The sequence below is a fragment of the Pseudomonas sp. NPDC089534 genome, assembly GCF_044749305.1.
Classification (GTDB): Bacteria; Pseudomonadota; Gammaproteobacteria; order Pseudomonadales; family Pseudomonadaceae; genus Aquipseudomonas; species Aquipseudomonas ekonensis.
The window spans coordinates 14,902-41,270 of sequence record NZ_JBIVHR010000034.1; the positions used below are offsets into that span (position 1 = coordinate 14,902).

Here is a 26,369-nt window from a genome sequence, read left to right on the forward strand (position 1 = left end):
AAAGCGCCTGATTGAAAACCGGGTCGGCAATGCGTTGCCGGCCCACACAGCCAAAGGCTCTGGAAATACCATGTCCGATCGTTTCGAACTCTTCCTCACCTGCCCCAAAGGCCTAGAAGGCCTGCTCATCGAGGAAGCCGTCGGGCTTGGCCTTGAAGAGGCCCGCGAACACACCTCCGCCGTGCGTGGCATGGCCAGCATGGAAACCGCCTACCGTCTGTGCCTCTGGTCGCGCCTGGCCAACCGGGTGCTGCTGGTGATCAAGCGCTTTTCGATGAAAAACGCCGATGACCTGTACGACGGCGTGCACGACATCGACTGGCAGGACCACATGCTCAGCGACGGCACCCTGGCCGTCGAGTTCAGCGGCCACGGTTCGGGCATCGACAACACCCATTTCGGCGCGCTGAAAGTCAAGGACGCCATCGTCGACAAGCTGCGCACGCCGCAGGGCGACCGTCCTTCCATCGACAAGCTGAACCCGGACCTGCGCATCCACCTGCGCCTGGACCGCGGCGAAGCGATCCTGTCCCTCGACCTCTCCGGCCACAGCCTGCACCAGCGCGGCTACCGTCTGCAGCAGGGCGCGGCGCCGCTCAAGGAAAACCTGGCGGCTGCGGTGCTGATCCGCGCCGGCTGGCCGCGCATCGCCGCCGAGGGCGGCGCGCTGGCCGACCCGATGTGCGGCGTCGGCACGTTCCTGGTCGAGGCGGGGATGATCGCCGCCGACATGGCGCCTAACCTGCGCCGCGAGCATTGGGGCTTCACCCATTGGCTGGGCCACGTGCCGGCGCTGTGGCGAAAGCTCCATGACGAAGCCCAGGAGCGCGCTGCGGCCGGCCTGGCCAAGCCGCCGCTGTGGATCCGCGGTTACGAGGCCGATCCGCGGCTGATCCAGCCGGGCCGCAACAACGTGGAGCGCGCCGGCCTGAGCGAGTGGATCAAGATCTACCAGGGCGAAGTGGCGACGTTCGAACCGCGTCCGGACCAGAACCAGAAGGGCCTGGTGATCTGCAACCCGCCCTACGGCGAGCGTCTGGGCGACGAAGCCAGCCTGCTGTACCTCTACCAGAACCTCGGCGAGCGCCTGCGCCAGGCCTGCCTGAACTGGGAGGCGGCGGTGTTCACCGGCGCGCCGGACCTGGGCAAGCGCATGGGCATCCGCAGCCACAAGCAGTATTCCTTCTGGAACGGCGCGCTGCCGTGCAAGCTGCTGCTGATCAAGGTGCTGCCGGATCAGTTCGTCACCGGCGAGCGCCGTACCCCGGAGCAGCGCCAGGCCGAGCGTGAGCAGGCGGCCTACGACCAGCTGCCGGACGCGCCGCAGGAACGCAAGTTCAACAAGAACGGCAACCCGATCAAGCCGGCGCCGGCCCCGGCGGTCGAGCAGCCGCGCCTGAGCGAAGGTGGGCAGATGTTCGCCAACCGCCTGCAGAAGAACCTCAAGGCGCTGGGCAAGTGGGTCAAGCGCGAGGGCATCGACTGCTACCGGGTCTACGATGCGGACATGCCGGAATACGCCATGGCCATCGACCTGTACCAGGACTGGGTGCACGTGCAGGAATACGCCGCGCCGAAGTCCGTCGATCCGGAAAAGGCCTCGGTGCGCATGTTCGACGCCCTGGCGGCCATTCCCCAGGCGCTGAACATCGACAAGAGCCGCGTGGTGGTCAAGCGCCGCGAGCGCCAGAGCGGCACCAAGCAGTACGAACGCCAGAGCGCCCAGGGCAAGTTCAACGAGGTCACCGAAGGCGGCGTGAAGCTGCTGGTCAACCTCACCGACTACCTCGACACCGGGCTGTTCCTCGACCACCGTCCGATCCGCATGCGCATTCAGAAGGAGGCCGCCGGCAAGCGGTTCCTCAACCTGTTCTGCTACACCGCGACCGCCAGCGTGCACGCAGCCAAGGGCGGGGCGCGCAGCACCACCAGCGTCGACCTGTCCAAGACCTACCTCGACTGGGCGCGGCGCAACCTGTCGCTCAACGGCTTCTCCGACAAGAACCGCCTGGAGCAGGGTGACGTGATGGCGTGGCTGGAGAACAGCCGGGACGAGTACGACCTGATCTTCATCGACCCGCCGACCTTCTCCAACTCCAAGCGCATGGAAGGGGTGTTCGACGTGCAGCGCGACCAGGTGCAACTGATCGACCTGGCCATGGCCCGCCTGGCCGCCGGCGGGGTGCTGTACTTCTCCAACAACTTCCGCAAGTTCCAGTTGGAGGACAACCTGGCCGAGCGTTATGCGGTCGAGGAGATCACCGCCAGCACCATCGATCCGGATTTCGCCCGCAACGGCAAAATCCACCGCGCCTGGAAAATCACGGCCCGTTGACGCCTGACCTGATTGGATCCACAGAGCCTTGATTTTTAAAGGCTCCTGGATCCGATCAGTGCTAGCCAAATTAGTGGCTAATAGCTATAACTCAACTCACGGCCAATGAGGGTTTCCAAGGAAACACTGGCGTAGTGAGTGGCCTCTATGTCGTTGCACCCCGTGCGCCCAAAGATCCTGGGTTTCATCAGCGAAGAAGTCTCGGCCTGGCTGGTCGCGCTGCTGGTTCTGCTCGCCGGTGCCATTCTCACGGGGCTGCTGGCCTGGGCCACCGTCAATCAGTTCCACAACCAGTTGCGCCAGCGTTTTCAGCTGCTGGCCAGCGAACGCTACAGCCGGATCGAAGAACGCTTTCAGGACCAGGAACAGCGCCTGGACGGCCTGCGCCGGTTCTTCACCAACTCCGATTCCGTGTCCCGCGCCGAATTCGACGGCTACGCCAAGCCGCTTCTGCTGCGCACCCAAGCCTATTCCTACGCGCCACGGGTGAGCCGTGCGCAACGTCCGGCGCTGGAGCAGGCGGTGCGCAACGAGGGCCTGTCCACGTTCACGTTCCGTGAGCTGAACGCCGACGGTCAGTTGCAGGTGGCCGGGGACCGCGACGTCTACGTGCCGGTGCTCTACACCCAGACCCAAAGCCGTCTGCCCACGCCGCTGGGCTACGACCTGCTGGCCCAGCCGCTGCGCCGCGCCACCCTGGAGCGCGCCGACCGCAGCGGGCGCATGGCGGTGTCGCAGCCGCTGCACCTGGTGGGCATCGAACCGGCCTATGCCCGGGGCGTGCTGCTGCTGGCGCCGGTCATCCGCGCGGGGGCGGCGGACCGCCAGCCGCAGGGGTACGTGATGGCGGTGATCAGCATGCGCCAGTTGCTGGCGGACGGCTTGCCCGCCGAAGACCATGACTTCCTGACGGTGCGCATCCTCGACCTGTCCACCGACGACCAGCATGAGGTGCTTTACGAGTCGTCCAACAAACCGGGGGACAGCGGACTGTCGTCCACCCGGTTGCTGCGTCTGGCCGACCACGACTATCAGGTGGACATCCAGCCCAGCGCAGCCTTCGTGCAGGCCAACCATTCCTCGGTGAGCAGCCAGATCGTCCTTGGGATCCTGCTGAGCGTGCTGTTGAGCGCCTTGCTGTACGTGCTGGTCAGCCAGCGCCAGCGCGCCCTGCGCATGGTCGAGCAGCGCACCCAGGAACTGCACGCCAGCGAACGGGAACTGCGCGGCACCCACGGTCAGTTGCGCGGCGTGCTCAACGCGGCGACCCAGGTGGCGATCATCGCCACCGACCTGCGCGGGGTGATCAACACCTTCAACCCCGGCGCCGAACAGATGCTCGGCTACCGCAGCAGCGAAGTCATCGGCCACATGACCCTGGAGAACCTGCACTTTCCCAGGGAGCTGAGCGCACGGGCGGCGGAACTGAGCGCCCGCTACGGCAAGACCATCCCGGCCTGCCAGGCGATGCTGGTGGAGGGCGGCGAGGTCGGCGGCCACGAGGCCCGGGAGTGGACGCTGGTGCGCAAGGACGGCAGCCATATCCCGGTGAACATGCTGGCCACACCGGTGCTCGACGAGCAGGGGCTGTGGGTCGGGCATCTGGCGATCTGCATCGACATCACCGAACGCAAGCGCGTGCACGAAGCCCTGGCCGCGCGGGACGTGCTGCTCAAGAAGCTCAGCGCCCACGTTCCCGGCGGCATCTATCAGTTCAAGATGGAGTTCGACGGCCGCTTCAGCGTGATCTACGCCAGCGACGGGATCCGCGAGATCTACGAGCTGGAGCCGGACGTGCTGCTGCTCAACGCCGAAGCGATCTTCACCCGCATCCACCCCCAGGACACCACGCGGGTGCGCTCATCGATCCGCGCCTCGGCCGACAACCTCAGCCCGTGGCGCGAGGAATACCGCGTGCAATTGCCCGAGCGCGGCCTGCGCTGGGTGCGCGGCGAAGCGACCCCTGAAGAGCTGCCGGGCGGCGGGGTGCTGTGGCATGGCTACATTTCCGACATTTCCGACCTCAAGCGGGTGGAAGAGGAACTGCGCGCCCTGTCGGTGACCGACGCCCTGACCGGTATCCACAACCGGCGCTACTTCCAGGAGCGGCTGACCACCGAGATGGCCCGGGTCGAGCGGGGCGGCGGGGAACTGTCGGTGATCATGCTCGACATCGACCATTTCAAGCGGATCAACGACCAGTACGGGCATGCGGTGGGCGATAGGGTCCTGCAGGCCGTGTGCGAGCGCATCGGCCATCGCCTGCGGCGCACCGACGTGTTTTGCCGACTGGGCGGCGAAGAGTTCATGGTGCTGTGCCCGGACATCGACGGCGACCACGCCTACATGCTGGCGGTGGAACTGTGGCAGGGCCTGCGCAGCGCGCCGGTGGACGTGGTGGGCACGGTGACCGCCAGTTTCGGCATCGCCAGCTGGCGGCCGGGAGAGGGCGCCGACGCCTTGCTGCTGCGGGCGGACTCCGGGGTGTATGCGGCGAAGCAGGGCGGCCGCGACCGGGTCGAGCGGCAGATGAACTGACGGCCCTGTGGCGCTCCCGCTCGGGTGCGCAGCGCCCGTCAGGCCGAAGGGGCCGCTGCGCAGCCCAGCGGGAGCAAGCTCCCTCGCCACAAGGTTTTTGCAGGGTTACAGGACTGACGCGGTCTGCGGCGCCTTCGGTTGGCGGTACAGGTCCAGCAGCACCTGGTCCAGCACCGACGAAGCGCCGAACGGGGCCTTGTCGTTGAGGATCGCCACCACCGCCCAGGTGTTGCCGTTGTTGTCGCGGCTGAAGCCGGCGATCGCCCGCACGGTGTTCAGGGTGCCGGTCTTGATGTGGGCCTCGCCGCGCATCGCGGTGTTCTTCAGGCGTTTGCGCATGGTGCCGTCGGTGCCGACGATCGGCATCGAGCTGATGTACTCGGCGGCATACGGGCTGTGCCATGCGGCCTGCAGCATGCTGGCCATCTCGCGGGCGCTGACGCGCTCGGCGCGGGACAGGCCGGAGCCGTTCTCCATCACCAGGTGCGGCGCGGTGATGCCTTTCTTCGCCAGCCACTGGCGCACCACCCGCTGGGCCGCCTTGGCGTCGTCGCCGTCGGCCTCGTTGCGAAAGCGCTGGCCCAGGCTCAGGAACAGCTGCTGGGCCATGGTGTTGTTGCTGTACTTGTTGATGTCGCGGATGACTTCCGCCAGGTCCGGCGAGAAGGCACGGGCCAGCACCTTGGCGTTGCCCGGCGTCGCGCCCTGGCGGTCCTTGCCCTGGATGCTGCCGCCCAGTTCCTTCCAGATCGCGCGCACGGCGCCGGCGGTGTAGGTGGCGTGGTCGAGCAGGGACAGGTAGGTCTGCGAGCTGCAGCCTTCGCCCAACTGGCCGCCGACGGTCACGGTCACGCTGCCGTCGGCCTGGGGCACCGGGTTGTAGCGCACGCCGCCGGTGCATTGCTTGGAATTGAGCGCCTTGACCTGGTTGTCGATGCGGATGGTCGCGATCGGCGGCTCCACGGACACCAGCACCCGGCCGTCGTCATTGCGGGCCACGAAGCGCAGGGCCTTGAGGTTGACCAGCAGCGAGTCCGGCTTGACCAGGAACGGTTTGTTCTCGTCGTTGCCGTCGTCGTTGAATTCCGGCAGCTGCGGCTGGACGAAGAAGTTGCGGTCCAGCACCAGGTCGCCGGTGACCTGGGTCACGCCGTTGGCGCGCAGGTCGCGCATCAGCAGCCAGAGCTTCTCCATGTTCAGCTTCGGATCGCCGCCGCCCTTGAGGTAGAGGTTGCCGTTGAGGATGCCGCCGCTCAGGTCGCCGTCGGTGTAGAACTCGGTTTTCCACTGGTGGTTGGGGCCGAGCATTTCCAGGGCCGCGTAGGTGGTCACCAGTTTCATGGTCGAGGCCGGGTTGACCGACACGTCGGCGTTGTACACGGTCGGGGTGCCGGGGCCTTCCAGCGGCACCATCACCAGCGACAGCGCGCTGGGCTGCAGCTTGCTGGCCTTGAGGGCCTTTTCGACGTTGGGGGTCAGGGTGGTGTTGATGGCGGCGGCGGAAACGGGCAGGGCCAGGGGCAGGAGAAGGCTGGCCAACAGCAGGGGGCGCAACGATTTGATCATGTGAAATAAAACCCTACAGCCGAGGGGAGAAAAGAAGAGGGCATGGATGAAAAGGCCCCCGATGGTCATGAAAGTGTCGGCATTATGCCCCAAGGTGTAACAGCTTGTGCCTTTCGCAGGCGGGCCATTTCATGATTTTTTTTACAGGTGGCCGCCTGCTCGCGCCAGAGAGTCGGGCAATCGGCGCCTTAAACTGCTAAAGTGCCGCCGGTATTTACTCAAGAGGATTGTTCCAATGGCGACTAACCGTTCCCGGCGTCTGCGCAAAAAACTGTGCGTCGATGAATTTCAAGAGCTGGGATGCGAGCTGAACCTGGAGTTCAAAGAAGACCTGTCCGAAGAGGCCATTGATGCGTTCCTCGACGCTTTCCTCAAGGAAGGCATGGAAGCCAACGGTCTGGGCTATGTCGGCGGCGACGACTACGGTCTGATCTGCTCGATCAAGCGCGGTTCGGTCAGCGAAGAGCAGCGCGCCAAGGTTGAAGCCTGGCTGAAGGCCCGCTCGGAACTGACCAGCGTCGAAGTCAGCCCGCTGCTGGACGTGTGGTACCCGGAAAAGCCGATCAATCAGGCTTGATTCCAAGAAAAACGGCGACCTGAGGGTCGCCGTTTTTTTATGCCTGGGTTTTTGTGCTCACGCCTTGCGCCCGTTGAGGATCAGCAGGGTCAGCACGCCGGCGACGATCCCCCAGAAGGCCGAACCGATGGAAAACAGCGTCAGCCCCGACGCGGTGACCATGAAGGTGATCAGCGCCGCTTCCCGTTCTTTGACCTCGCTCATGGCGATGCTCAGGCCGTTGATGATCGAGCCGAACAGCGCCAGCGCGGCGATCGACAGCACCAGTTCCTTGGGCAACGCAGCGAACAGCGCCGCGAGCGTGGCGCCGAACACCCCGGCGATGCCGTAGAACACCCCGCACCACACGGCGGCGGTGTAGCGCTTGTTGCGGTCTTCGTGGGCGTGCGGGCCGGTGCAGATCGCCGCGCTGATGGCCGCCAGGTTGATGCCGTGGGAGCCGAACGGCGCCAGCAGCAGCGATGCCACGCCGGTGGCGGTGATCAGCGGCGAGGCCGGCACGCTGTAGCCGTCGGCGCGCAGCACGGCGACGCCGGGCATGTTCTGCGAGGTCATGGCCACCACGAACAGCGGAATGCCGATGCTGATGGTCGCCGCGAGGGAGAAGTGCGGCGTGGTCCAGACCGGCGTCGCCACTTCCAGGCTGAAGCCGCTGAAGTCGAGCAGGCCCAGGATCCCCGACAGCGCGGTGCCGACCAGCAGCGCGGCCAGCACCGCATAGCGCGGCGACAGGCGCTTGACCGCCAGATAGGTGAAGAACATCCCCAGCACCAGCCCGGTGCGGTGCTGCGCGGCGACGAAGATTTCGCTGCCGATCTTGAACAGGATTCCGGCCAGCAGCGCCGCCGCCAGCGACGCCGGGATCTTTTTCACCAGCCGCTCGAAGCTGCCGGTCAGGCCGCAGACCGTCACCAGCACGGCGCAGGTGATGTACGCGCCGATGGCCTCGCCGTAGCTGACGCCGCCCAGGCTTGTGATCAGCAGCGCCGCGCCCGGCGTGGACCAGGCGATGGTGATCGGTGTGCGGTAGCGCAGGGACAGGCCGATGGAGCACACCGCCATGCCGATGGAAATCGCCCAGATCCACGAGGAGATCTGCCCGCTGGTCAGGCCCGCCGCTTGCCCGGCCTGGAACATCAGCACCAGCGAACTGGTGTAGCCGGTCATCATCGCGATGAAGCCGGCGACGATGGCCGAAGGGGAGGTGTCGGCCAGCGGGCGCAGCCGGGCGTGGGTGACGTCGTTCATGACGGCGGTGTTCCTTGTACTGATGAAGAGGCCCGCCATCGCCAGCAGGCTGGCTTGCCCAGGGGCGGGGACAGGGGCGGGCGGCGGATTCTGCGAACAAGCCTAAACTCAAACGTAACGATGCGTTGCAATACAGCCGAAGCCGCAAACAGCCGTACAGTCGTGTTGCCACCTTCCATTGTGTACAATCGCGCTGTTTTTTACGCGATACTTGCCAGCGACCCACTGCGCCGTATTACAGTTTCCGCTAATCCGCCGCCGTTCTCCCGACCCGAGTGCCCATGAACGATCAGTTGCAACCCCTCAAGAAACAACCGCGAGCAGGCAAAGCCGGCCGCAGCGGAACCCAGGACGACATCGTCTATGCGCATATCTTCGAGGCCATCCTCGAACAGCGCCTGGCGCCCGGCACCAAGTTGAGCGAAGAAGCGCTGGGGGAGATCTTCGGGGTCAGCCGCACCATCATCCGCCGCGCGCTGTCGCGCCTGGCCCATGAAGGCGTTGTGCTGTTGCGGCCGAACCGTGGCGCGGTGGTGGCGAGCCCGAGCGTCGAAGAGGCGCGGCAGGTGTTCCTGGCCCGCCGTCTGGTGGAGCGGGCGATCACCGAGCTCGCCGTGCAGCACGCGACCGCCGAACAGCTCGCCGAACTGCGCCAGATGGTCAACGACGAACGCGACAGTTTCTCCCGCGGCGACCGCGGCGCCGGCATCCGGCTGTCGGGCGAGTTCCACCTGAAACTGGCCGAAGCGGCGAAGAACGCGCCGTTGATCAGCTTCCAGCGCAGCCTGGTCTCGCAGACCTCGCTGATCATCGCCCAGTACGAAAGCGGCAACCGTTCCCACTGCTCCTACGACGAGCACACCCAGCTGATCGACGCCATCGAAAAGCGCGACGGCGAGCTGGCGGTGAACCTGATGATGCACCACATGGATCATATCGACAGCAAGCTCAACCTCGATGAGGAAAGCGCGTCGGACGACCTGCATGCGGTGTTCTCGCACCTGTTGCAGACCAAGAAGCCGGGGCGCCCTGCGGCCAAGCTCTGAGCCGGGAGCATCCTCAGCCCCTGCGGTGTCCTGACGGACGCCATCGCCGGCAGGCTGGCTCCCACGGTGTCTTGCGGCGGCAACAGATTCTGCATTCACCCCAGACCCTGTGGGAGCCAGCCTGCTGGCGATGGCGGCATGCACATACCCTGTGGGAGTTGGCTTGCCAACGATGAGGCCTGACAGGCAACAAAAATCCCCCGGACCGAAACGGCCCGGGGGATTTTTTATGCCCGAAAGAATCAGCGCTGATGCACCAGCGCGCCGGCGGCGTAGGTCTGCGCCACGGTGCGGTCATCCCCCAGGGTCATCAGCACGAACAGCGTCTCGGCGATGTTGTTCGCCTGCTTCAGGCGATAGCCCAGCAGCGGCGTGGCGTTGTAGTCCAGCACCAGGAAGTCGGCGTCGGAGCCCGGCTGCAGGTTGCCGATCTTGTCATCCAGGCGCAGCGCCCGGGCGCCGCCGAGGGTGGCCAGGTACAGCGACTTGAACGGGCTCAGGCGGGCGCCCTGCAGCTGCATCACCTTGTAGGCTTCGTTCAGGGTCTGCAGCAGCGAGAAACTGGTGCCGCCGCCCACGTCCGTGCCCAGGCCGACGTTGAGCTTGTGCTTCTCGGCCATCGGCAGGTTGAACAGGCCGCTGCCGAGGAAGAAGTTCGAGGTCGGGCAGAACGAGATCGCCGAACCGGTTTCCGCCAGCCGCGCGCATTCCTCGTCGCACAGGTGCACGCCGTGGGCGAACACCGAGCGTTCGCCGAGCAGCCGGTAGTGGTCGTAGACGTCCAGGTAGCCCTTGCGCTCCGGGAACAGTGCCTTGACCCACTCGATTTCCTTGAGGTTCTCGCTGATGTGGGTCTGCATGTACAGATCCGGGTACTCGGTGAGCAACTGGCCGGCGAGGGTGAGCTGCTCCGGGGTGCTGGTGGGGGCGAAGCGCGGGGTGACCGCGTAGTGCAGGCGGCCCTTGCCGTGCCAGCGCTCGATCAGCGCCTTGCTGTCCAGGTAGCTGGATTCGGCGGTGTCGGTCAGGTAGTCCGGCGCGTTGCGGTCCATCATCACCTTGCCGGCGATCATGCGCAGGTCGAGCTTCTCGGCGGCCTCGAAGAATGAGTTCACCGACTGCGGGTGCACGCTGCCGAACACCAGCGCGGTGGTGGTGCCGTTGCGCAGCAGTTCCTTGATGAAGATGTCGGCCACCTCGTCGGCGTGGGCCTTGTCGCCGAACTGGCTTTCGCACGGGAAGGTGTAGGTGTTCAGCCAGTCCAGCAACTGCTCGCCGTAGGCGCCGACCATGCCGGTCTGCGGCAGGTGGATGTGGGTGTCGATGAAGCCCGGGGTGATCAGCGCGTCCTGGTAGTGGGTGATCTCGATGTCCGCCGCCAGGGTCGGCAGCAGTTCGCTGGCGTGGCCCAGGGCGCTGATCTTGCCGTCGTCGACCACCAGCAGGCCGTCCTCGAAGTATTCGTAGGAGGCTTCGATGCCGACCTCGGCGGGGTCGGCGATGCTGTGCAGGATGGCGGCGCGGTAGGCTTTGCGGGTCGAAGGCATGACGGTTCTCAGTTTGAGGCTTTAAGGTGGGCGGCCTGGCTGCGGCGGGAAACCGGCAGCAGCTTGGCGATCGGTTCAGCGCCGGCGGTGTGCTGGCCGAAGTTGGCGTTGTAGGTGGCGATGATCTCGCCGGCGATGGAGATGGCGATTTCCGCAGGCAGCTTGCCTTTGACTTCGCCGATGCCCATCGGGCAGCGCATGCGTTGCACGACGCCGGCGTCGAAGCCGCGGTCACGCAGGCGGTGTTCGAACTTGGCGCGTTTGGTCTTCGAGCCGATCAGGCCGAAGTAGGCGAAATCGTTGCGCTTGAGGATCGCGGCGGTGAGCTCCAGGTCCAGCTGATGGTTGTGGGTCATGACGATGCAGTAGCTGCCGGCGGGCAGGTCGTCGATTTCGTCCACAGGCTCTTCGGCGACGATCTTGCGCACGCCGTGGGGGATCTGTGCGGGGAATTCCTCTTCCCGCGAATCGATCCAGCGCACCCGGCACGGCAGGCCGGCGAGCAGCGGCACCAGCGCCCGGCCGACATGGCCGGCGCCGAACACGGCGACCTGCGCCTGCACCTGGCCCATCGGCTCGAACAGCAGCACCGTGGCGCCGCCGCAGCACTGGCCGAGGCTGGCGCCGAGGCTGAAGCGCTCCAGGTGGGTGTCCTGCCGGCCGCTGGCGAGCATCTCGCGGGCGATCTGCATGGCCTTGTATTCCAGGTGTCCGCCGCCGATGGTGTCGAACGCCTGGCGGGCGCTGACGACCATTTTCGAGCCGGCGTTGCGCGGCGTCGAGCCGAGCTCTTCGATGATGGTCACCAGCACGCAGGGCTCGCCCTGGTTCTGCAGGTCGGCGAGGGCGTCGATCCAGTTGTACATGTTCACCTCGACATCGTCGTTGTCTGTTCGGGCCTTATCGCCAGCAGGCTGGCTCCCACACGGTGATCCGTGTCATGGCGACCCTGTGCGGTCACCGCAGATCCCTTGTGGGAGCCAGCCCTGCTGGCGATCGGGCTCACCCGGGGCTCAGAGCGGAGCCAGCTCGGTTTCGGCCTCGACCGCTTTCGCGACCTTCAGCCGGCGCATCTGCTCGCAGCCCCACAGCACCCGCTCCGGCGTCGCCGGGGCGTCGATCTTGGGCTGGTGCCTGTAGTCGCCGAGGCTCGCCACGGCGTCCTTGATCGCGCACCAGGCGGCGATGCCGAGCATGAACGGCGGCTCGCCCACGGCCTTGGAGTGGAACACGGTGTCTTCCGGGTTCTTGCGGTTCTCCACCAGCTTCACCCGCAGGTCCACCGGCATGTCCGCCACGGCCGGGATCTTGTAGCTGGCCGGGCCGTTGGTCATCAGCTTGCCCTTGTTGTTCCACACCAGCTCTTCGGTGGTCAGCCAGCCCATGCCCTGGACGAAGCCGCCCTCGACCTGGCCGATGTCGATGGCCGGGTTCAGCGAGGCGCCCACGTCGTGGAGGATGTCGGTGCGCAGCATCTTGTACTCGCCGGTCAGGGTGTCGACGATCACCTCGCAGCACGCCGCACCGAAGGCGAAGTAGTAGAACGGCCGGCCGCGGGCCTGGCTGCGGTCGTAGTAGATCTTCGGGGTCTTGTAGAACCCGGTGCTCGACAGCGACACCTGATTGAAATAAGCCTGCTGGATCAGCGCCTCGAAGGTCAGGATGTGGTCGCGGATGCGCACGTGGCCGTTGTGGAACACCACGTCCTCTTCGCTGACCTTGTACTGGCGGGCGGCGAACTCGACCAGGCGTTTCTTGATGGTTTCCGCTGCGTTCTGCGCGGCCTTGCCGTTGAGGTCGGCGCCGCTGGAGGCGGCGGTCGGCGAGGTGTTCGGCACCTTGTCGGTGTTGGTCGCGGTGATCTGCACCCGGTCGATCTCGACCTGGAACACTTCGGCCACCACCTGGGCGACCTTGGTGTTCAGGCCCTGGCCCATTTCCGTGCCGCCGTGGTTCAGGTGGATGCTGCCGTCGGTGTAGACGTGCACCAAGGCCCCGGCCTGGTTGAGGAAGCTGGCGGTGAAGGAAATGCCGAACTTCACCGGGGTCAGCGCCAGGCCCTTCTTCAGGATCGGGCTGTTGGCGTTGTAGCGGCGGATCGCTTCGCGGCGCTCGGCGTACTGGCTGCTTTCTTCCAGCTCGGCGGTCATTTCCTCGAGCATGTTGTGCTCGACCGTCTGGTAATAGTGGGTGACGTTGCGCTCGGTCTTGCCGTAGTAGTTGGCCTTGCGCACCGCCAGCGGATCGAGGTTCAGGTGGCGGGCGATGGCGTCCATCACCTCTTCGATGGCGACCATCCCCTGCGGGCCGCCGAAGCCGCGGTAGGCGGTGTTCGAGGCGGTGTTGGTCTTGCAGCGGTGACCGTTGATGGTCGCGTCGCCCAGGTAGTAGGAGTTGTCGGAGTGGAACATCGCCCGGTCGACGATGGACGCCGACAGGTCCGGCGAGCAGCCGCAGTTGCCGGCCAGCTCCATGGCGATGCCGTGCAGGCGCCCGGTGCTGTCGAAGCCGACGTCGTACTCGACGTAGAAGGGGTGACGCTTGCCGGTCATCAGCATGTCCTCGACCCGCGGCAGGCGCATCTTGGTCGGCTGGCCGGTGAGGTGCGCGATGACCGCGCACAGGCACGCGGGACTGGCGGCCTGGGTTTCCTTGCCGCCGAAGCCGCCGCCCATGCGGCGCATGTCGACCACCACCTTGTTCATCGACACGTCCAGCACTTCGGCCACCAGCTTCTGCACTTCGGTGGGGTTCTGCGTGGAGCAGTAGACGATCATGCCGCCGTCTTCGGTGGGCATCACCGAGGAAATCTGCGTCTCCAGGTAGAAGTGCTCCTGGCCGCCGATGTGCAGGGTGCCCTGGATGCGGTGTTCGGCGGTGGCCAGCGCATTGGCCGAGTCGCCGCGCTGGTGGGTGTGGCTGTCCAGGACGAAGTGGCGCTTGCGCAGGGCTTCGACCACGTCCAGCACCGGTTCCAGGTCTTCGTATTCGACGATCGCGGCCATGGCGGCCTTGCGTGCGGTCTCAAGGTCCCGGGCGGCGACGGCCAGCACCGGCTGACCGACGAACTGCACGTCATCGATGGCCAGCAGCGGGTCGCCGGGCAGCAGCGGGCCGATGTCCTTCAGGCCCGGCACGTCGGCGTGGGTGATGGCGATGCGCACGCCTTCGAAGGCGTAGCAAGGGCTGGTGTCGATGCGCAGGATCTTCGCGTGAGCGCGGTCCGACAGCCGTGCGTAGACGTGCAGCTGGTTGGGGAATTCCAGGCGGTCGTCGATGTACTGCGCTTCACCGGACACATGTTTGGCGGCGCTGTCGTGCTTGACGCTGCGGCCGACACCGGTGGTCAAGTCCTGGGCGAACAGTTGCGCCAGCTCGGCCTGGGACTTCTCTGCGGCGTGATGGTTAGACATAAGCGGTCACCCGGGTCTCGATGTGCGGTGTTTGCAGTTCGATGAAGTATTTGCGCAACAGGTTCTGCGCGCTGAGCAGGCGGTATTCCTTGCTGGCGCGGAAGTCCGAGAGCGGCGTGAAGTCATCGGCCAGGGCGGCGCAGGCGCGTTCGACCACGGCGTTGTTGAACGGCTGGCCCAAAAGGACGGCTTCGCAGTGGGCGGCGCGTTTGGGGATCGCGGCCATGCCGCCGAAGGCGACGCGGGCGTCGGCGATCACGCCGTTGTCGATGCGCAGGTTGAACGCGGCGCAGACGGCGGAGATGTCATCGTCCAGGCGCTTGGACACCTTGTAGGCGCGGAAGCGCTGCTCGGCGCTGGCGCGGGGCACGATGATCTTCTCGATGAATTCGCTTTCCTGGCGTGCGGTCACCCGGTAATCGATGAAGTAATCCTCCAGGGCCAGGGTGCGCCGGGTGTCGCCCTTGCACAGCACGATCTGCGCGCCGAGGGCGATCAGCAGGGGCGGGGAGTCGCCGATCGGCGAGGCGTTGCCGATGTTGCCGCCCAGGGTGCCCTGGTTGCGGATCTGCAGGGAGGCGAACCGGTGCAGCAGTTCGCCGAAGTCCGGGTATTCGGCGTTCAGGGCGTCGTAGCAGTCGGAGAGGGCGGCGGCCGCGCCGATCTCCAGGCGGTCGTCGAAGCGCTCGATGCGTTTCATTTCGGCGACGTTGCCCACGTAGATCATCACCGGCAGCGGCCGGTGGAACTGGGTGACCTCCAGCGCCAGGTCAGTGCCGCCGGCCAGCAGGCGGGCCTGTGGATAAGCGTCGTAGAGGTCGGCCAGGTCGGCCACGGTCAGCGGCACCAGGCAACGCTTGTCGCCGCTGTTGAGTTCGCCGATGTCGGTGGGGGCGATGGCCTTGAGGCGGGCGATGGTCTCGGCTTCGCGGGCGTCGAACTGATCCGCCTGCTTGCCGCAGCACGACTGCTCGGCGGCGGCCAGGATCGGCCGGTAGCCGGTGCAGCGGCAGAGGTTGCCGGCCAGCGCTTCTTGGGCCTTGTGGGTGTCCGGCGCGTCGCTGTTCTTTTGCAGGGCGAACAGCGACATCACGAAACCGGGGGTGCAGAAGCCGCACTGCGAGCCGTGGCACTCGACCATGGCTTTCTGCACGCTGTGCAGTTCGCCCTTGTGCTTGAGATCCTCGACGCTGATCAACTGCTTGCCGTGCAGGGACGAAACGAACGTCAGGCACGAGTTGAGGCTGCGGTAGCGGATGCGTTCGCGGCCATCGTCATCCGTCTGCAGTTCGCCGACCACCACGGTGCACGCGCCGCAGTCGCCGCTGGCGCAGCCTTCTTTGGTGCCGGTCTTGCCCACGTGTTCGCGCAGGTAGTTGAGCACCGTCAGGTTCGGGTCCAGGGCGTGCTCGCTTCGGAGTTCCTGGTTGAGTAAAAACTGGATCACGGATGGCCTCGCAGACTCATTATTGTTGTTGACCGATGGGAACCGAATTTAGCAGGTCTGACTTTTCGGTCAATGGTTTTCTGACTTAAAGGTCAGGAAAACCGCTTTTGTCGATCGACAACCTGTCTCTTCAGTATTGACCCTCGCCGGGCTACCCGCTTTTTTGCGGGATCCGTGCCAAAAACCGCCGAGTGGGCACTCCGCCACACCCCCTCAATTGCGCTACACTGCGCCGCTTGTGCAGATCGAAGAGTTTGAAGGACAACCATGACGTTCAAGGCGCCGGACAGCCTCGCCGAGCAAATCGCTCACCACCTCGCCGAACGGATCATCCGTGGCGAAATGAAGCCGGGGGAGCGCATCCAGGAACAGAAGGTCACGCAGGCGCTCAACGTCAGCCGCGGCTCGGTCCGCGAAGCCTTGCTGATCCTCGAACGCCGCCACCTGATCGCGATCCTGCCGCGCCGCGGCGCCCACGTGACGGAACTGACCGCGCACAAGGTGCGCAGCCTGTGCACGCTGATGAGCGAGCTGTACATCCTGCTCGGCAACTCGGTGGCCAACGGCTGGCAGGTGCAGGCCGACATGGCGCCGTTCGTGCAGATCCAGCAGCGCCTGGCCGCCAGTTACGCGCGCCAGGACATCCGCTCCTTCGTCGACGACAGCTTCAGCGTGATGCGCGCCGCGTATCCGTTCGCCGACAACCCGTACCTTCAGGAAACCGTCGAGAACCTGCAGCCGGCCATGAGCCGCGCCTATTTCCTGGCGCTGGAGCAGCGCAAGGCCGAGATGAGCGAGTTCCTCGAACTGTTCGAACGCCTGCTGGCCGCAGTGCTCGCCCGTGACCTGCCGCAGATCCGCACCGTGCTGACGGCCTACGCCCAGCGCAGCTGCGATCTGGTGGTGTCTGCCCTGACGGCGGCCTGACCTTGCGGCTCAAGTGCATCAAACTGGCGGGGTTCAAGTCCTTCGTCGATCCGACCACGGTCAACTTCCCGAGCAACATGGCGGCGGTGGTCGGGCCTAACGGCTGCGGCAAGTCGAACATCATCGACGCCGTGCGCTGGGTCATGGGCGAGAGCTCGGCCAAGAACCTGCGCGGCGAGTCGATGACCGACGTCATCTTCAACGGCTCGACCAGCCGCAAGCCGGTGAGCCAGGCCAGCATCGAACTGGTGTTCGACAACGCCGACGGCACGTTGGTCGGCGAGTACGCGGCCTATGCCGAGATCTCGATCCGCCGCAAGGTCACCCGCGACGGCCAGAACAGCTATTACCTCAACGGCGCCAAGTGCCGCCGCAAGGACATCACCGACATCTTCCTCGGCACCGGCCTGGGCCCGCGCAGCTACTCGATCATCGAGCAGGGGATGATCTCCAAGCTGATCGAGGCCAAGCCGGAGGACCTGCGCAACTTCATCGAAGAGGCGGCCGGGATCTCCAAGTACAAGGAGCGCCGGCGCGAGACGGAAAACCGCATCCGCCGCACCCACGAGAACCTCGCCCGCCTGACCGACCTGCGCGAAGAGCTCGAGCGCCAGCTCGAACGCCTGCACCGCCAGGCCCAGTCCGCCGAGAAGTATCAGGAATACAAGGCCGAAGAGCGTCAGCTCAAGGCGCAACTGTCGGCCCTGCGCTGGCAGGACCTGAACGATCAGGTCGGCCAGCGCGAATCGGTGATCGGCAGCCAGGAAGTCAGCTTCGAGGCGCTGGTCGCCGAGCAGCGCAACGCCGACGCGGCCATCGAGCGCCTGCGCGACGGTCACCATGACCTGTCCGAACGCTTCAATCTGGTGCAGGGGCGCTTCTATTCGGTCGGCGGCGACATCGCCCGGGTCGAACAGAGCATCCAGCACGGCCAGCAGCGCCTGCGCCAGTTGCAGGACGACCTGAAAGAGGCCGAGCGCGCCCGGCTCGAAACCGAATCGCACCTGGGCCACGACCGCACGCTGCTGCTGACCCTGGGCGAAGAGCTGGACATGCTCACCCCCGAGCAGGAAGTCACCAGCGCCGCCGCCGAGGAGTCCGCCGCCGCCCTGGAAGAAGCCGAGCTGACCATGCACGGCTGGCAGGAACAGTGGGACACCTTCAACCTGGCTTCCGCCGAGCCCCGGCGTCAGGCCGAGGTGCAGCAGTCGCGGATCCAGCAGCTCGAAACCAGCCTGGAGCGCCTGGCCGACCGCCAGAAGCGCCTGGGCGAGGAGCGGGCGCTGTTGGCGGCCGATCCGGAAGACGCGGCGATCATGGAACTGAGCGAGCAGCTCGCCGAATCCGAAGCGACCCTTGAGGATCTGCAGACCAGCGAAGAAGCGCAGGTCGAGAAGCTCGAACAACTGCGCCAGGAACTGCAGCAGGCATTGACCGCCCAGCAGCAGGCCCAGGGCGATCTGCAGCGGCTCAACGGCCGTCTGGCGTCGCTTGAGGCCTTGCAGCAGGCGGCGCTCGATCCGGGCACCGGCACTGCCGAATGGCTGCGCGAGCACAACCTGGCCGAGCGTCCGCGCCTGGCCGAGGGCCTGAAGGTCGAGGCCGGCTGGGAACTGGCGGTGGAAACCGTGCTCGGCGCCGACCTGCAAGCGGTGCTGGTGGATGATTTCGCCGGTTTGGACCTGTCCGGGTTCGAGCAGGGCGACCTGCGCTTGCTCAGCCCCGCCGGCGATGGCGTGCGGGCGGCCGGCAGCCTGCTGGACAAGGTCGAGGCGCAGATCGATCTGTCGCCGTGGCTCGGCCAGGTCAAACCGGTCGACAGCCTGGAGCAGGCCTTGGCCCTGCGCGCGCAATTGAGCGCCGGGCAAAGCCTGATCAGCCGCGACGGCTATTGGGTCGGCCAGCACTTCCTGCGGGTGCGCCGCGCCAGCGAGGCCGAAAGCGGCGTGCTGGCCCGGGGGCAGGAAATCGACAACCTGCAGCTCGAACGCGAAGAGCGCGAAGCCACCGTCGAGGCCATGGAAACCCGCTTGCAGAACCTGCGTGCGCAGCAGCGCCAGCAGGAGAACGGCCGCGAGCACCTGCGCAGGCTGCTGCAGGACGAGGCCCGTCAGCAAGGGGAACTCAAGGCCCAGCTGTCCGCCGGCAAGGCCAAGATCGAGCAGTTGACCCTGCGTCGCACCCGTCTGGACGAAGAGTTGATCGAACTCGACGAGCAGCGGGCGATGGAGCACGAACACATCGGCGAATCGCGGATGCAGCTGCAGGACGCCCTCGACGCCATGGCCCAGGACACCGAACAGCGCGAGCTGCTGCTGGCCCAGCGCGACAGCCTGCGCGAGCGCCTCGATCGGGTGCGCCAGGAAGCCCGCCAGCACAAGGATCACGCCCATCAGTTGGCGGTGCGCCTCGGTTCGTTGCGCGCGCAGCATGATTCCACCCGGCAGGCGCTGGAGCGTCTGCAGATGCAGGCCGAGCGGCTCACGGAAAAGCGTGAGCAACTGAACCTGAACCTGGAGGAGGGCGAGGCGCCGCTGGAAGAGCTGCGCCTCAAGCTGGAAGAGTTGCTCGAAAAGCGCATGAGCGTCGACGAAGAGCTCAAGACCGCGCAGATCGCCCTGGAAGACGCCGATCGCGAACTGCGCGACGCGGAAAAGCGCCGCACCCAGGCCGAACAGCAATCGCACCTGATCCGTGGCCAGCTCGAACAGCAGCGCATGGAATGGCAAGCCCTGACCGTGCGCCGCACGGCCCTGCAGGACCAATTGCTGGCCGACGGCTACGACCTCCACGGCGTGCTCAATACCCTGAGCGCCGAAGCCAACGAGAAAGAGGCCGAAGAGGAACTGGAACGCATCGCCGCGCGCATTCAGCGCCTGGGCGCGATCAACCTCGCGGCGATCGACGAATATCAGCAACAATCCGAGCGTAAACGTTATCTGGATGCCCAGGACGCCGATCTGGTGGAAGCGCTGGAGACCCTGGAGAACGTCATCCGCAAGATCGACAAGGAGACCCGCAACCGTTTCAAGGATACCTTTGATCAGATCAATGGCGGTTTGCAGGCCCTTTTCCCGAAAGTTTTCGGTGGCGGCAGCGCGTATTTGGAACTGACGGGCGAAGATCTACTCGATACAGGGGTGACGATCATGGCGCGGCCGCCAGGGAAGAAGAACAGCACCATCCATTTGCTCTCCGGCGGGGAAAAGGCCCTGACCGCGTTGGCACTGGTCTTTGCGATCTTCAAGTTGAATCCGGCGCCGTTCTGCATGCTCGATGAAGTTGACGCGCCACTGGATGACGCTAACGTTGGACGCTACGCACGGTTGGTCAAAGAGATGTCGCAGACGGTGCAGTTCATCTATATCACCCACAACAAGATCGCCATGGAAATGGCCGATCAGTTGATGGGGGTGACGATGCACGAGCCCGGTTGCTCGAGGTTGGTGGCGGTGGATGTCGAGGAGGCGATGGCGATGGTGGATGCCTGAGCCAGGGTGTCGTCGGAGGAGTGTTTTCGGTCTGTAGGACTTCATAACCGGTTCCGACTTGCTGGCCAATCGACATAAACGCGCAAGCCAATGTGACAGACGGTGTAAAGTTGCCTTTGGTCGTGCTAGTTTAATGTCAATTTTTCGTATACGTGGGTAAAACGCCTGTCAGAACATAGAGTTGGCGCCACGTTTTAAAGCGGTTTGCACAATGTAAACCCCTTATTTTTCAGCATTTTTCATAGAGGCACGGGATTACATGGAAATCGGTCTGAGCGAGTGGCTGATCGTCATCGGCATCATTGTGATAGCCGGTATTCTTTTCGATGGCTGGCGCCGCATGCGCGGCGGCAAGGGAAAACTGAAATTCCGTCTTGACCGCAGTCTGTCCAACCTGCCGGACGAGGACAGCAACGCCGAGTTGCTGGGCCCGGCCCGCGTGCTGGAGACCCACAAGGAACCGCAGCTGGACGAGCATGACCTGCCGTCGGTGAGCATGCCCGCCCGTGAACCGCGCGAACCGCGTGAGTCCGGCTCCAAGCGCGGCAAGCGCGGCGGCAACAGCCCGGCCCAGGGCGACCTGGATCTGGACGTGGACGCCGGCCCGAGCTTCAGCAGCCGTGACGATGACTTCATCGCCGACACCAAGCCGTCGCCGGCGGTGGGCGACAAGGATCAGCCGCAGGCCGAGGAAGTGCTGGTGATCAGCGTGATCTGCCGCGACCCGGCCGGCTTCAAAGGCCCGGCGCTGCTGCAGAACATCCTGGAAAGCGGCCTGCGTTTCGGCGAGATGGACATCTTCCACCGCCACGAAAGCATGGCCGGCAACGGCGAGGTGCTGTTCTCCATGGCCAACGCGGTCAAGCCGGGCATCTTCGATCTGGACGACATCGACCATTTCAGCACCCCGGCCGTGAGCTTCTTCCTCGGCCTGCCGGGCCCGCGTCATCCGAAGCAGGCTTTCGACGTGATGGTGGCCGCCGCCCGCAAGCTGTCCCAGGAACTGAACGGCGAGCTGAAAGACGACCAGCGCAGCGTCCTGACCGCGCAGACCATCGAGCACTACCGTCAGCGCATCGTCGAGTTCGAACGCCGCGCCCTGACCCAGAAGCGTTGATCCAAAAGGTTGCCCCGCGATGCGCCGGGCAATCGGCAAAACAGATTGAGCAGCCTCGGCTGCTCTTTTGCTTTATGAGAGAACACCCATGACTGCCGTCGAAACCCGCATTCTAGAGCTGCGCGCCGAGCTCGATCAGCACAACTACCGTTACCACGTCCTCGACGAGCCGAGCATTCCGGACGCCGAGTACGACCGGCTGTTCCATGAGCTCAAGGCCCTGGAAGCGGCCCATCCGGAACTGGTCACCCAAGACTCGCCGACCCAGCGCGTCGGCAGCGTGGCGCTGACGGCATTCACCCAGGTGCGCCATGAAGTGCCGATGCTCAGCCTCGGCAACGCCTTCGAAGAGACCGACATGCGCGAGTTCGACCGGCGGGTGAGCGAAGGCCTGGACCTGCCGGCCGGCGACCTGTTCGGCGGCGGGGCGGCGGTGGAGTACAGCTGCGAGCCCAAGCTCGATGGCCTGGCCGTCAGCCTGCTGTACCAGGACGGCCTGCTGGTGCGCGGCGCGACCCGCGGCGACGGCACCACCGGCGAAGACATCAGCGTCAACGTGCGCACCGTGCGCAACATCCCGCTGAAGCTGCACGGCAGCGGCTGGCCGGCGACCCTGGAGGTGCGCGGCGAAGTGTTCATGTCCAAGGCCGGTTTCGAGCGCCTCAACGAGTCGCAGCTGGAGACCGGCGGCAAGACCTTCGCCAACCCGCGCAACGCCGCCGCCGGCAGCCTGCGCCAGCTCGATTCGAAGATCACCGCCAACCGTCCGCTGGAATTCTGCTGCTACGGCATCGGCCAGGTGTCCCACGACATCGCCGACACCCACATCGGCAACCTCAAGCAGCTCCAGGCCTGGGGCATGCCGATCAGCCACGAGCTGAAACTGGCCAAGGGCATCGACGAGTGCCTGGACTACTACCGCGACATCGGCGAGCGGCGCAACGGGCTGGCCTACGAGATCGACGGCGTGGTGTTCAAGGTCAACAGCATCGCCGACCAGCGCGAGCTGGGCTTCCGCGCACGGGAGCCGCGCTGGGCCATCGCCCACAAGTTCCCGGCCATGGAGGAGCTCACCGAGCTGCTCGACGTGGAATTCCAGGTCGGCCGCACCGGCGCCGTCACGCCCGTGGCGCGCCTCAAGCCGGTCAAGGTGGCCGGCGTCACCGTGGCCAACGCCACGCTGCACAACATGGACGAAGTGGCGCGCCTGGGCCTGATGATCGGCGACACCGTGATCATCCGCCGCGCCGGCGACGTGATCCCGCAGGTGGTGCAGGTCGTCGCCGAGCGCCGTCCTGACGATGCGCGGCCGGTGCAGATCCCCGAGAGCTGCCCGGTCTGCGGTTCCCATGTCGAGCGTACGCAGCTGGTCAAGCGCAGCAAGGGCCGCGAAACCGTCAGCGAAGGCGCGGTGTACCGGTGCGTCGGCCGTCTGGCCTGCGGGGCGCAGCTCAAGCAGGCGATCATTCACTTCGTGTCCCGTCGGGCCATGGACATCGAAGGGCTGGGCGACAAGAGCGTCGAGCAGTTGGTGGACGAAGGGCTGGTGAGTTCGCCGGCCGATCTGTACGCGCTCAAGTTCGACGACATCGTCGATCTGGAAGGCTTCGCCGAGGTGTCGAGCAACAAGCTGCTGGCCGCCATCGAAGACAGCAAGAAACCGGGGTTGGCGCGCTTCATCTATGCGCTCGGCATCCCGGACGTCGGCGAGGAAACGGCCAAGGTGCTGGCGCGTTCGCTGGGTTCCCTTGAGCGTGTGCAGCAGGCCTTGCCGCAGGTGCTGACCTACCTGCCGGACATCGGCCTGGAGGTGGCGCACGAAATCCACAGCTTCTTCGAAGACGACCACAACCGTCAGGTGATCGGCGAGTTGCTGGGGCATGGCCTGCAGATTCAGGATCAGGGTGAGCTGGGGGCGGAGTTCGCCGCCAGCACCACGCTGGGCGGCTTGCTCGACAAGCTGCACATTCCGTCGGTCGGCCCGGGCGGCGCGCAGAAGCTGGCGGACAAGTTCGGTTCGCTCGAAGGGGTGATGAACGCCGACTGGCTGGACATGCGCCAGGCGTTGCCGGAGAAGCAGGCCAATTCGGTCCGCGAGTTTTTCGCCTTGCCGGAGCACCGCCGGTTGGCCGAGTCCGCCGAGCGGCAATTGCGCGATTTCGGCATGCACTGGCAGAGCGAAAAGAAAGTCGTCGAAGGCCTGCCGCTGGCCGGTCAGACCTGGGTGCTGACCGGCACGCTGGAGCTGATGAGCCGCGACATCGCCAAGGAAAAGCTTGAAAGCCTAGGCGCCAAGGTGGCTGGCTCCGTGTCGGCCAAGACCCATTGCGTGGTCGCCGGCCCCGGCGCCGGCTCGAAACTGGCCAAGGCCAATGAGCTGGGGCTCAAGGTGTTGGACGAAGAGGCGTTCGTGGCGTTCCTGAAGGGGCACGGCATCGCTGTCTGACGGTAACTGCCTTTGTGGCGAGGGAGCTTGCTCCCGCTCGGCGGCGCAGCCGTCGCAATCCTGCGCACGCAAGCGAGCGGGAGCAAGCTCCCTCACCACAATGCCGCACCGATGATCTAGGCTTGGCTGGCGCAATCCTTTGGAAGAGATCGCCATGTACCGCTTCTTCGAGCAGCTCGGTTCCCGCCTCATCGCGCCGTTCGCGGGCGAGCCTTCACGCAGCAGCAAAGTCTGGCCGTGCCGTTGCGGCCAGTCGCTGTTTTTCCGCAACAGCCAGTGCCTTGCGTGCGGCGCGGTGCTCGGCTACCAGCCGGACCGGGCGCTGCTGACCTCGCTGCAGCCGGGGCCGGAGCAGGGCACCTGGACGCTGGACGCCGACCCGGACGCCGGCCTGTTCCGCCGCTGCGCCAACCTCGACACGCCCGCCGCCTGCAATTGGCTGCTGCCGGCCATCGGCGATGACACCCTGTGCGCCGCATGCCGGCTCAACCGCACCGTTCCGGACTTGTCCGATGCGCAGAACCCCGAGCGCTGGCGCAAGGTGGAGATCGCCAAGCGGCGGCTGGTGGCGCAACTGATCAGCCTCGGCCTGCCGGTGATCCCCAAGACCGTGGATGAAGACGCCGGCCTGGCCTTCGACTTCATCGGCACCGACCGCGAGGGCAACGCGCCCGTGACCGGCCACGCCAACGGCCTGATCACCCTCGACATCAAGGAAGCCGACGATGCCCACCGCGAGCAGGTGCGGGCGGCGATGCACGAGCCCTACCGCACGCTGCTCGGGCATTTTCGCCACGAGGTCGGGCACTACTACTGGGATCGCCTGATCTTCAACGGGCCCTGGCTCGGGGCGTTCCGCAGCCTGTTCGGCGACGAGCGCGCCAGTTACGCCGAAGCGCTGGAGCGGCACTATCGGGAAGGCGCCCCGGCGGACTGGCAGCAAAGCCACGTCAGCGCCTACGCCACCATGCACCCGTGGGAAGACTGGGCGGAAACCTGGGCGCACTACCTGCACATGATGGATGCCGTGGACACGGCGCTGGGCTTCGGCATGAGCGCGCGGGAGGTGGAACTGGACTATCCGCCGTTCCCGGCCAGCGCGCTGTATGACCCGGAGCATCCCGAAGGGCCGGCGTTCCTCTCGTTCGTCAACGCCTGGATCGAGCTGGCGGGGATGCTCAACGAACTGTCGCGCAGCATGGGCCAGCCGGATTTCTATCCCTTCGCGCTGCCGTCGGCGGTCATCGCCAAGCTGCATTTCATCCACCTGGTGATCCAGCAGGCCGGCGGCAGGGCGGACGAAGTGCTACAGGCGCAATAGCAAGTGCTTGAACCTCTTCATGTTTTTAATCTGCAACCAGCGGTTGTAACTTCGCCTCAGATAGGTACAATGGCGCGGCTCGCCGACAGGTGAGCGTCGTTATGGTGACCCCATCGGTCCCCCCGCAACGATCAGCCGTGAACCCGGTCAGGCCTGGAAGGGAGCAGCCGCAGCGGTGACATTGTGTGCCGGGGTGTGGCTGGTGGGGTCGCCACCTTAACGAACATCGAACGAATCAACCAGAACTGCATGGGTTTCGCCCACTGCGGTTTTTTTGTGCCTGCGATTTGCCGGCCGGTCCGCCGACCCCGTGCGGGAGCGAGCCTGCTCGCGATGACGGCAGCGCCCCGGCATCGATGCGACCGACAGTCCGCCTTCCGCAGCAGGCTCGCTCTCGCAAGGTCATCGGTTGCTTTCGGGCGTCCCGGTATACAGCCGGATGATGTCATCGATCTCCCCCGACATTTTCATCCGCAGCAGTGTGCGCAGAATCTTCTGCACCGGCACGTCCGGGTCGTTGCGCACGTAGCAGCCCACATTCTGCTCCTGCAGCACCGCCACCCCTTGCAGTTGCTGCCCCGGCAGCAGGCGCTGGTTGAACCAGTCCAGCGTCCACTGATTGCTCACGGCGTAGCGGTAGCGCCCGGCGATGAGTTTCTCCAGCACCTGTTCCTGGTTGCGGGCGTCTTCGCGCTGCAGGCGGCCGCTGTCGAACAGCGGTTGCAGGGTGGGGTAGGTGTAGCCCAGCACCGTGCCGATGGGCTGGTGCGCCAGGCTGGCCGGGTCGATGCCGGCGGGCGGGCCCTGAAGGCTGATCAGCAGGTCGCGCTGGAACAGCAGCGGCACGCTCCAGAGGTAGTCGCCGGACTGGTTGGGCAGCCAGGATTGCGCGGCATAGCAGCGCACGTCGACCTCGCCGTGCTCCATGGCGTTCTGCACCCGGGTGCGGGGCAGCACGTGGAACTGCGCCGGCACGCCCACCTGGGTCGCGAGGCTGAGCATCATGTCGTACAGGATGCCCTGGGTCGGGCGGCCGCGTTCGAGCTGCACCATCGGCATCGCCCAGCTGTCGGCGACGACGAAGCGCAGCGGCGCATCCGACGCCGTCACGTTCAGGCTGATCCCCAGCATTGCCCCCACGGCCCACCGCATAAACGCTCCGGTCATTCCCGATCCCGAACCGATAAACGCCTCTGACCATGCAGCTTAGCCAGATTAGGCGAGGACACCGGATGCAATTTTGCCCTTGCTCCGCTAGCATTAGCCGCTTCTGCTTCCTTTGCCGCGACGGTTTTCGATGAGTTATCAGGTTCTTGCACGTAAATGGCGTCCGCGCTCGTTCCGCGATAT

17 protein-coding genes and 1 other RNA gene are annotated in these 26,369 nt (G+C 65.5%); 11 read left to right on the forward strand and 7 right to left on the reverse strand.

The window, feature by feature from the left end; genetic code table 11:
- The first annotated feature begins 70 nt into the window (after nucleotides 1–70).
- The gene (gene rlmKL, locus ACIP0B_RS13010) at nucleotides 71–2,335 is read left to right on the forward strand and encodes a bifunctional 23S rRNA (guanine(2069)-N(7))-methyltransferase RlmK/23S rRNA (guanine(2445)-N(2))-methyltransferase RlmL (protein ID WP_400832380.1); all 2,265 of its coding nucleotides are present in this window, start codon (nucleotides 71–73) and stop codon (nucleotides 2,333–2,335) included.
- A gap of 147 nt (nucleotides 2,336–2,482) precedes the next feature.
- Nucleotides 2,483–4,873: a diguanylate cyclase gene (locus ACIP0B_RS13015; protein ID WP_400832383.1), complete on the forward strand. Its 2,391-nt coding sequence runs from the start codon at nucleotides 2,483–2,485 to the stop codon at nucleotides 4,871–4,873.
- 105 nt (nucleotides 4,874–4,978) lie between these two features.
- On the opposite strand, the gene dacB is transcribed toward ACIP0B_RS13015, so the two are convergent.
- A complete protein-coding gene (gene dacB, locus ACIP0B_RS13020) occupies nucleotides 4,979–6,439 on the reverse strand; it encodes a D-alanyl-D-alanine carboxypeptidase/D-alanyl-D-alanine-endopeptidase (RefSeq protein WP_400832385.1) in 1,461 nt (486 codons plus the stop codon).
- Nucleotides 6,440–6,674: 235 nt separating this feature from the next.
- On the opposite strand from dacB, the gene ACIP0B_RS13025 reads away from it, so the two are divergent.
- Nucleotides 6,675–7,016, forward strand: coding sequence for a YggL family protein (locus tag ACIP0B_RS13025; protein WP_085577587.1), 342 nt, complete (start codon nucleotides 6,675–6,677; stop codon nucleotides 7,014–7,016).
- A gap of 57 nt (nucleotides 7,017–7,073) precedes the next feature.
- Here ACIP0B_RS13025 and ACIP0B_RS13030 read toward each other — a convergent pair whose 3' ends face one another.
- Nucleotides 7,074–8,264 (reverse strand): benzoate/H(+) symporter BenE family transporter, encoded by a 1,191-nt coding sequence (locus ACIP0B_RS13030; protein ID WP_400832387.1) that lies wholly within the window; start codon nucleotides 8,262–8,264, stop codon nucleotides 7,074–7,076.
- A 281-nt stretch (nucleotides 8,265–8,545) separates the two neighbouring features.
- Between ACIP0B_RS13030 and ACIP0B_RS13035 the strand changes: the two genes are divergently transcribed.
- Nucleotides 8,546–9,310 (forward strand): GntR family transcriptional regulator, encoded by a 765-nt coding sequence (locus ACIP0B_RS13035; RefSeq protein ID WP_400832389.1) that lies wholly within the window; start codon nucleotides 8,546–8,548, stop codon nucleotides 9,308–9,310.
- Between the two features lie 242 nt (nucleotides 9,311–9,552).
- Here ACIP0B_RS13035 and guaD read toward each other — a convergent pair whose 3' ends face one another.
- From guaD to xdhA, 4 genes are all read right to left on the reverse strand, one after another.
- Nucleotides 9,553–10,857 carry a guanine deaminase gene (gene guaD / locus ACIP0B_RS13040; RefSeq protein ID WP_400832391.1) on the reverse strand — a complete coding sequence of 435 codons (1,305 nt, stop codon included), beginning with the start codon at nucleotides 10,855–10,857 and terminating at the stop codon, nucleotides 9,553–9,555.
- An 8-nt stretch (nucleotides 10,858–10,865) separates the two neighbouring features.
- Nucleotides 10,866–11,723 carry a xanthine dehydrogenase accessory protein XdhC gene (xdhC, locus tag ACIP0B_RS13045; protein ID WP_400832393.1) on the reverse strand — a complete coding sequence of 286 codons (858 nt, stop codon included), beginning with the start codon at nucleotides 11,721–11,723 and terminating at the stop codon, nucleotides 10,866–10,868.
- Nucleotides 11,724–11,870: 147 nt separating this feature from the next.
- Nucleotides 11,871–14,270, reverse strand: coding sequence for a xanthine dehydrogenase molybdopterin binding subunit (gene xdhB, locus ACIP0B_RS13050; protein ID WP_400832396.1), 2,400 nt, complete (start codon nucleotides 14,268–14,270; stop codon nucleotides 11,871–11,873).
- Nucleotides 14,263–15,717, reverse strand: coding sequence for a xanthine dehydrogenase small subunit (gene xdhA / locus ACIP0B_RS13055; RefSeq protein ID WP_400832398.1), 1,455 nt, complete (start codon nucleotides 15,715–15,717; stop codon nucleotides 14,263–14,265). The genes xdhB and xdhA overlap by 8 nt, the downstream gene beginning before the upstream one ends.
- A 267-nt stretch (nucleotides 15,718–15,984) precedes the next feature.
- Between xdhA and ACIP0B_RS13060 the strand changes: the two genes are divergently transcribed.
- The 6 genes from ACIP0B_RS13060 to ffs all read left to right on the forward strand — a co-directional run bounded on the left by ACIP0B_RS13060 (nucleotide 15,985) and on the right by ffs (nucleotide 25,227).
- Nucleotides 15,985–16,644, forward strand: a complete 660-nt coding sequence (locus ACIP0B_RS13060) for a GntR family transcriptional regulator (protein WP_400832401.1) — start codon at nucleotides 15,985–15,987, stop codon at nucleotides 16,642–16,644.
- A 2-nt stretch (nucleotides 16,645–16,646) separates the two neighbouring features.
- Complete coding sequence (gene smc, locus ACIP0B_RS13065) at nucleotides 16,647–20,135, forward strand: chromosome segregation protein SMC (protein WP_400832403.1); 3,489 nt, start codon at nucleotides 16,647–16,649, stop codon at nucleotides 20,133–20,135.
- Nucleotides 20,136–20,394: 259 nt separating this feature from the next.
- Nucleotides 20,395–21,252: a cell division protein ZipA gene (gene zipA / locus ACIP0B_RS13070; RefSeq protein ID WP_400832405.1), complete on the forward strand. Its 858-nt coding sequence runs from the start codon at nucleotides 20,395–20,397 to the stop codon at nucleotides 21,250–21,252.
- A gap of 88 nt (nucleotides 21,253–21,340) precedes the next feature.
- Nucleotides 21,341–23,698, forward strand: a complete 2,358-nt coding sequence (gene ligA / locus ACIP0B_RS13075) for an NAD-dependent DNA ligase LigA (protein WP_400832406.1) — start codon at nucleotides 21,341–21,343, stop codon at nucleotides 23,696–23,698.
- Nucleotides 23,699–23,852: 154 nt separating this feature from the next.
- Nucleotides 23,853–25,019 carry a putative zinc-binding metallopeptidase gene (locus ACIP0B_RS13080; protein ID WP_400832408.1) on the forward strand — a complete coding sequence of 389 codons (1,167 nt, stop codon included), beginning with the start codon at nucleotides 23,853–23,855 and terminating at the stop codon, nucleotides 25,017–25,019.
- 111 nt (nucleotides 25,020–25,130) lie between these two features.
- Nucleotides 25,131–25,227, forward strand: an RNA gene (gene ffs, locus ACIP0B_RS13085) — signal recognition particle sRNA small type.
- A 194-nt stretch (nucleotides 25,228–25,421) separates the two neighbouring features.
- On the opposite strand, the gene ACIP0B_RS13090 is transcribed toward ffs, so the two are convergent.
- Entirely contained in the window at nucleotides 25,422–26,171 is a 750-nt protein-coding gene (locus ACIP0B_RS13090) for a substrate-binding periplasmic protein (RefSeq protein WP_400832411.1), read from the reverse strand.
- 127 nt (nucleotides 26,172–26,298) lie between these two features.
- Between ACIP0B_RS13090 and ACIP0B_RS13095 the strand changes: the two genes are divergently transcribed.
- Nucleotides 26,299–26,369, forward strand: a 71-nt coding sequence (locus tag ACIP0B_RS13095) for a hypothetical protein (protein ID WP_400832435.1), incomplete at its 3' end; no start/stop codon positions are given.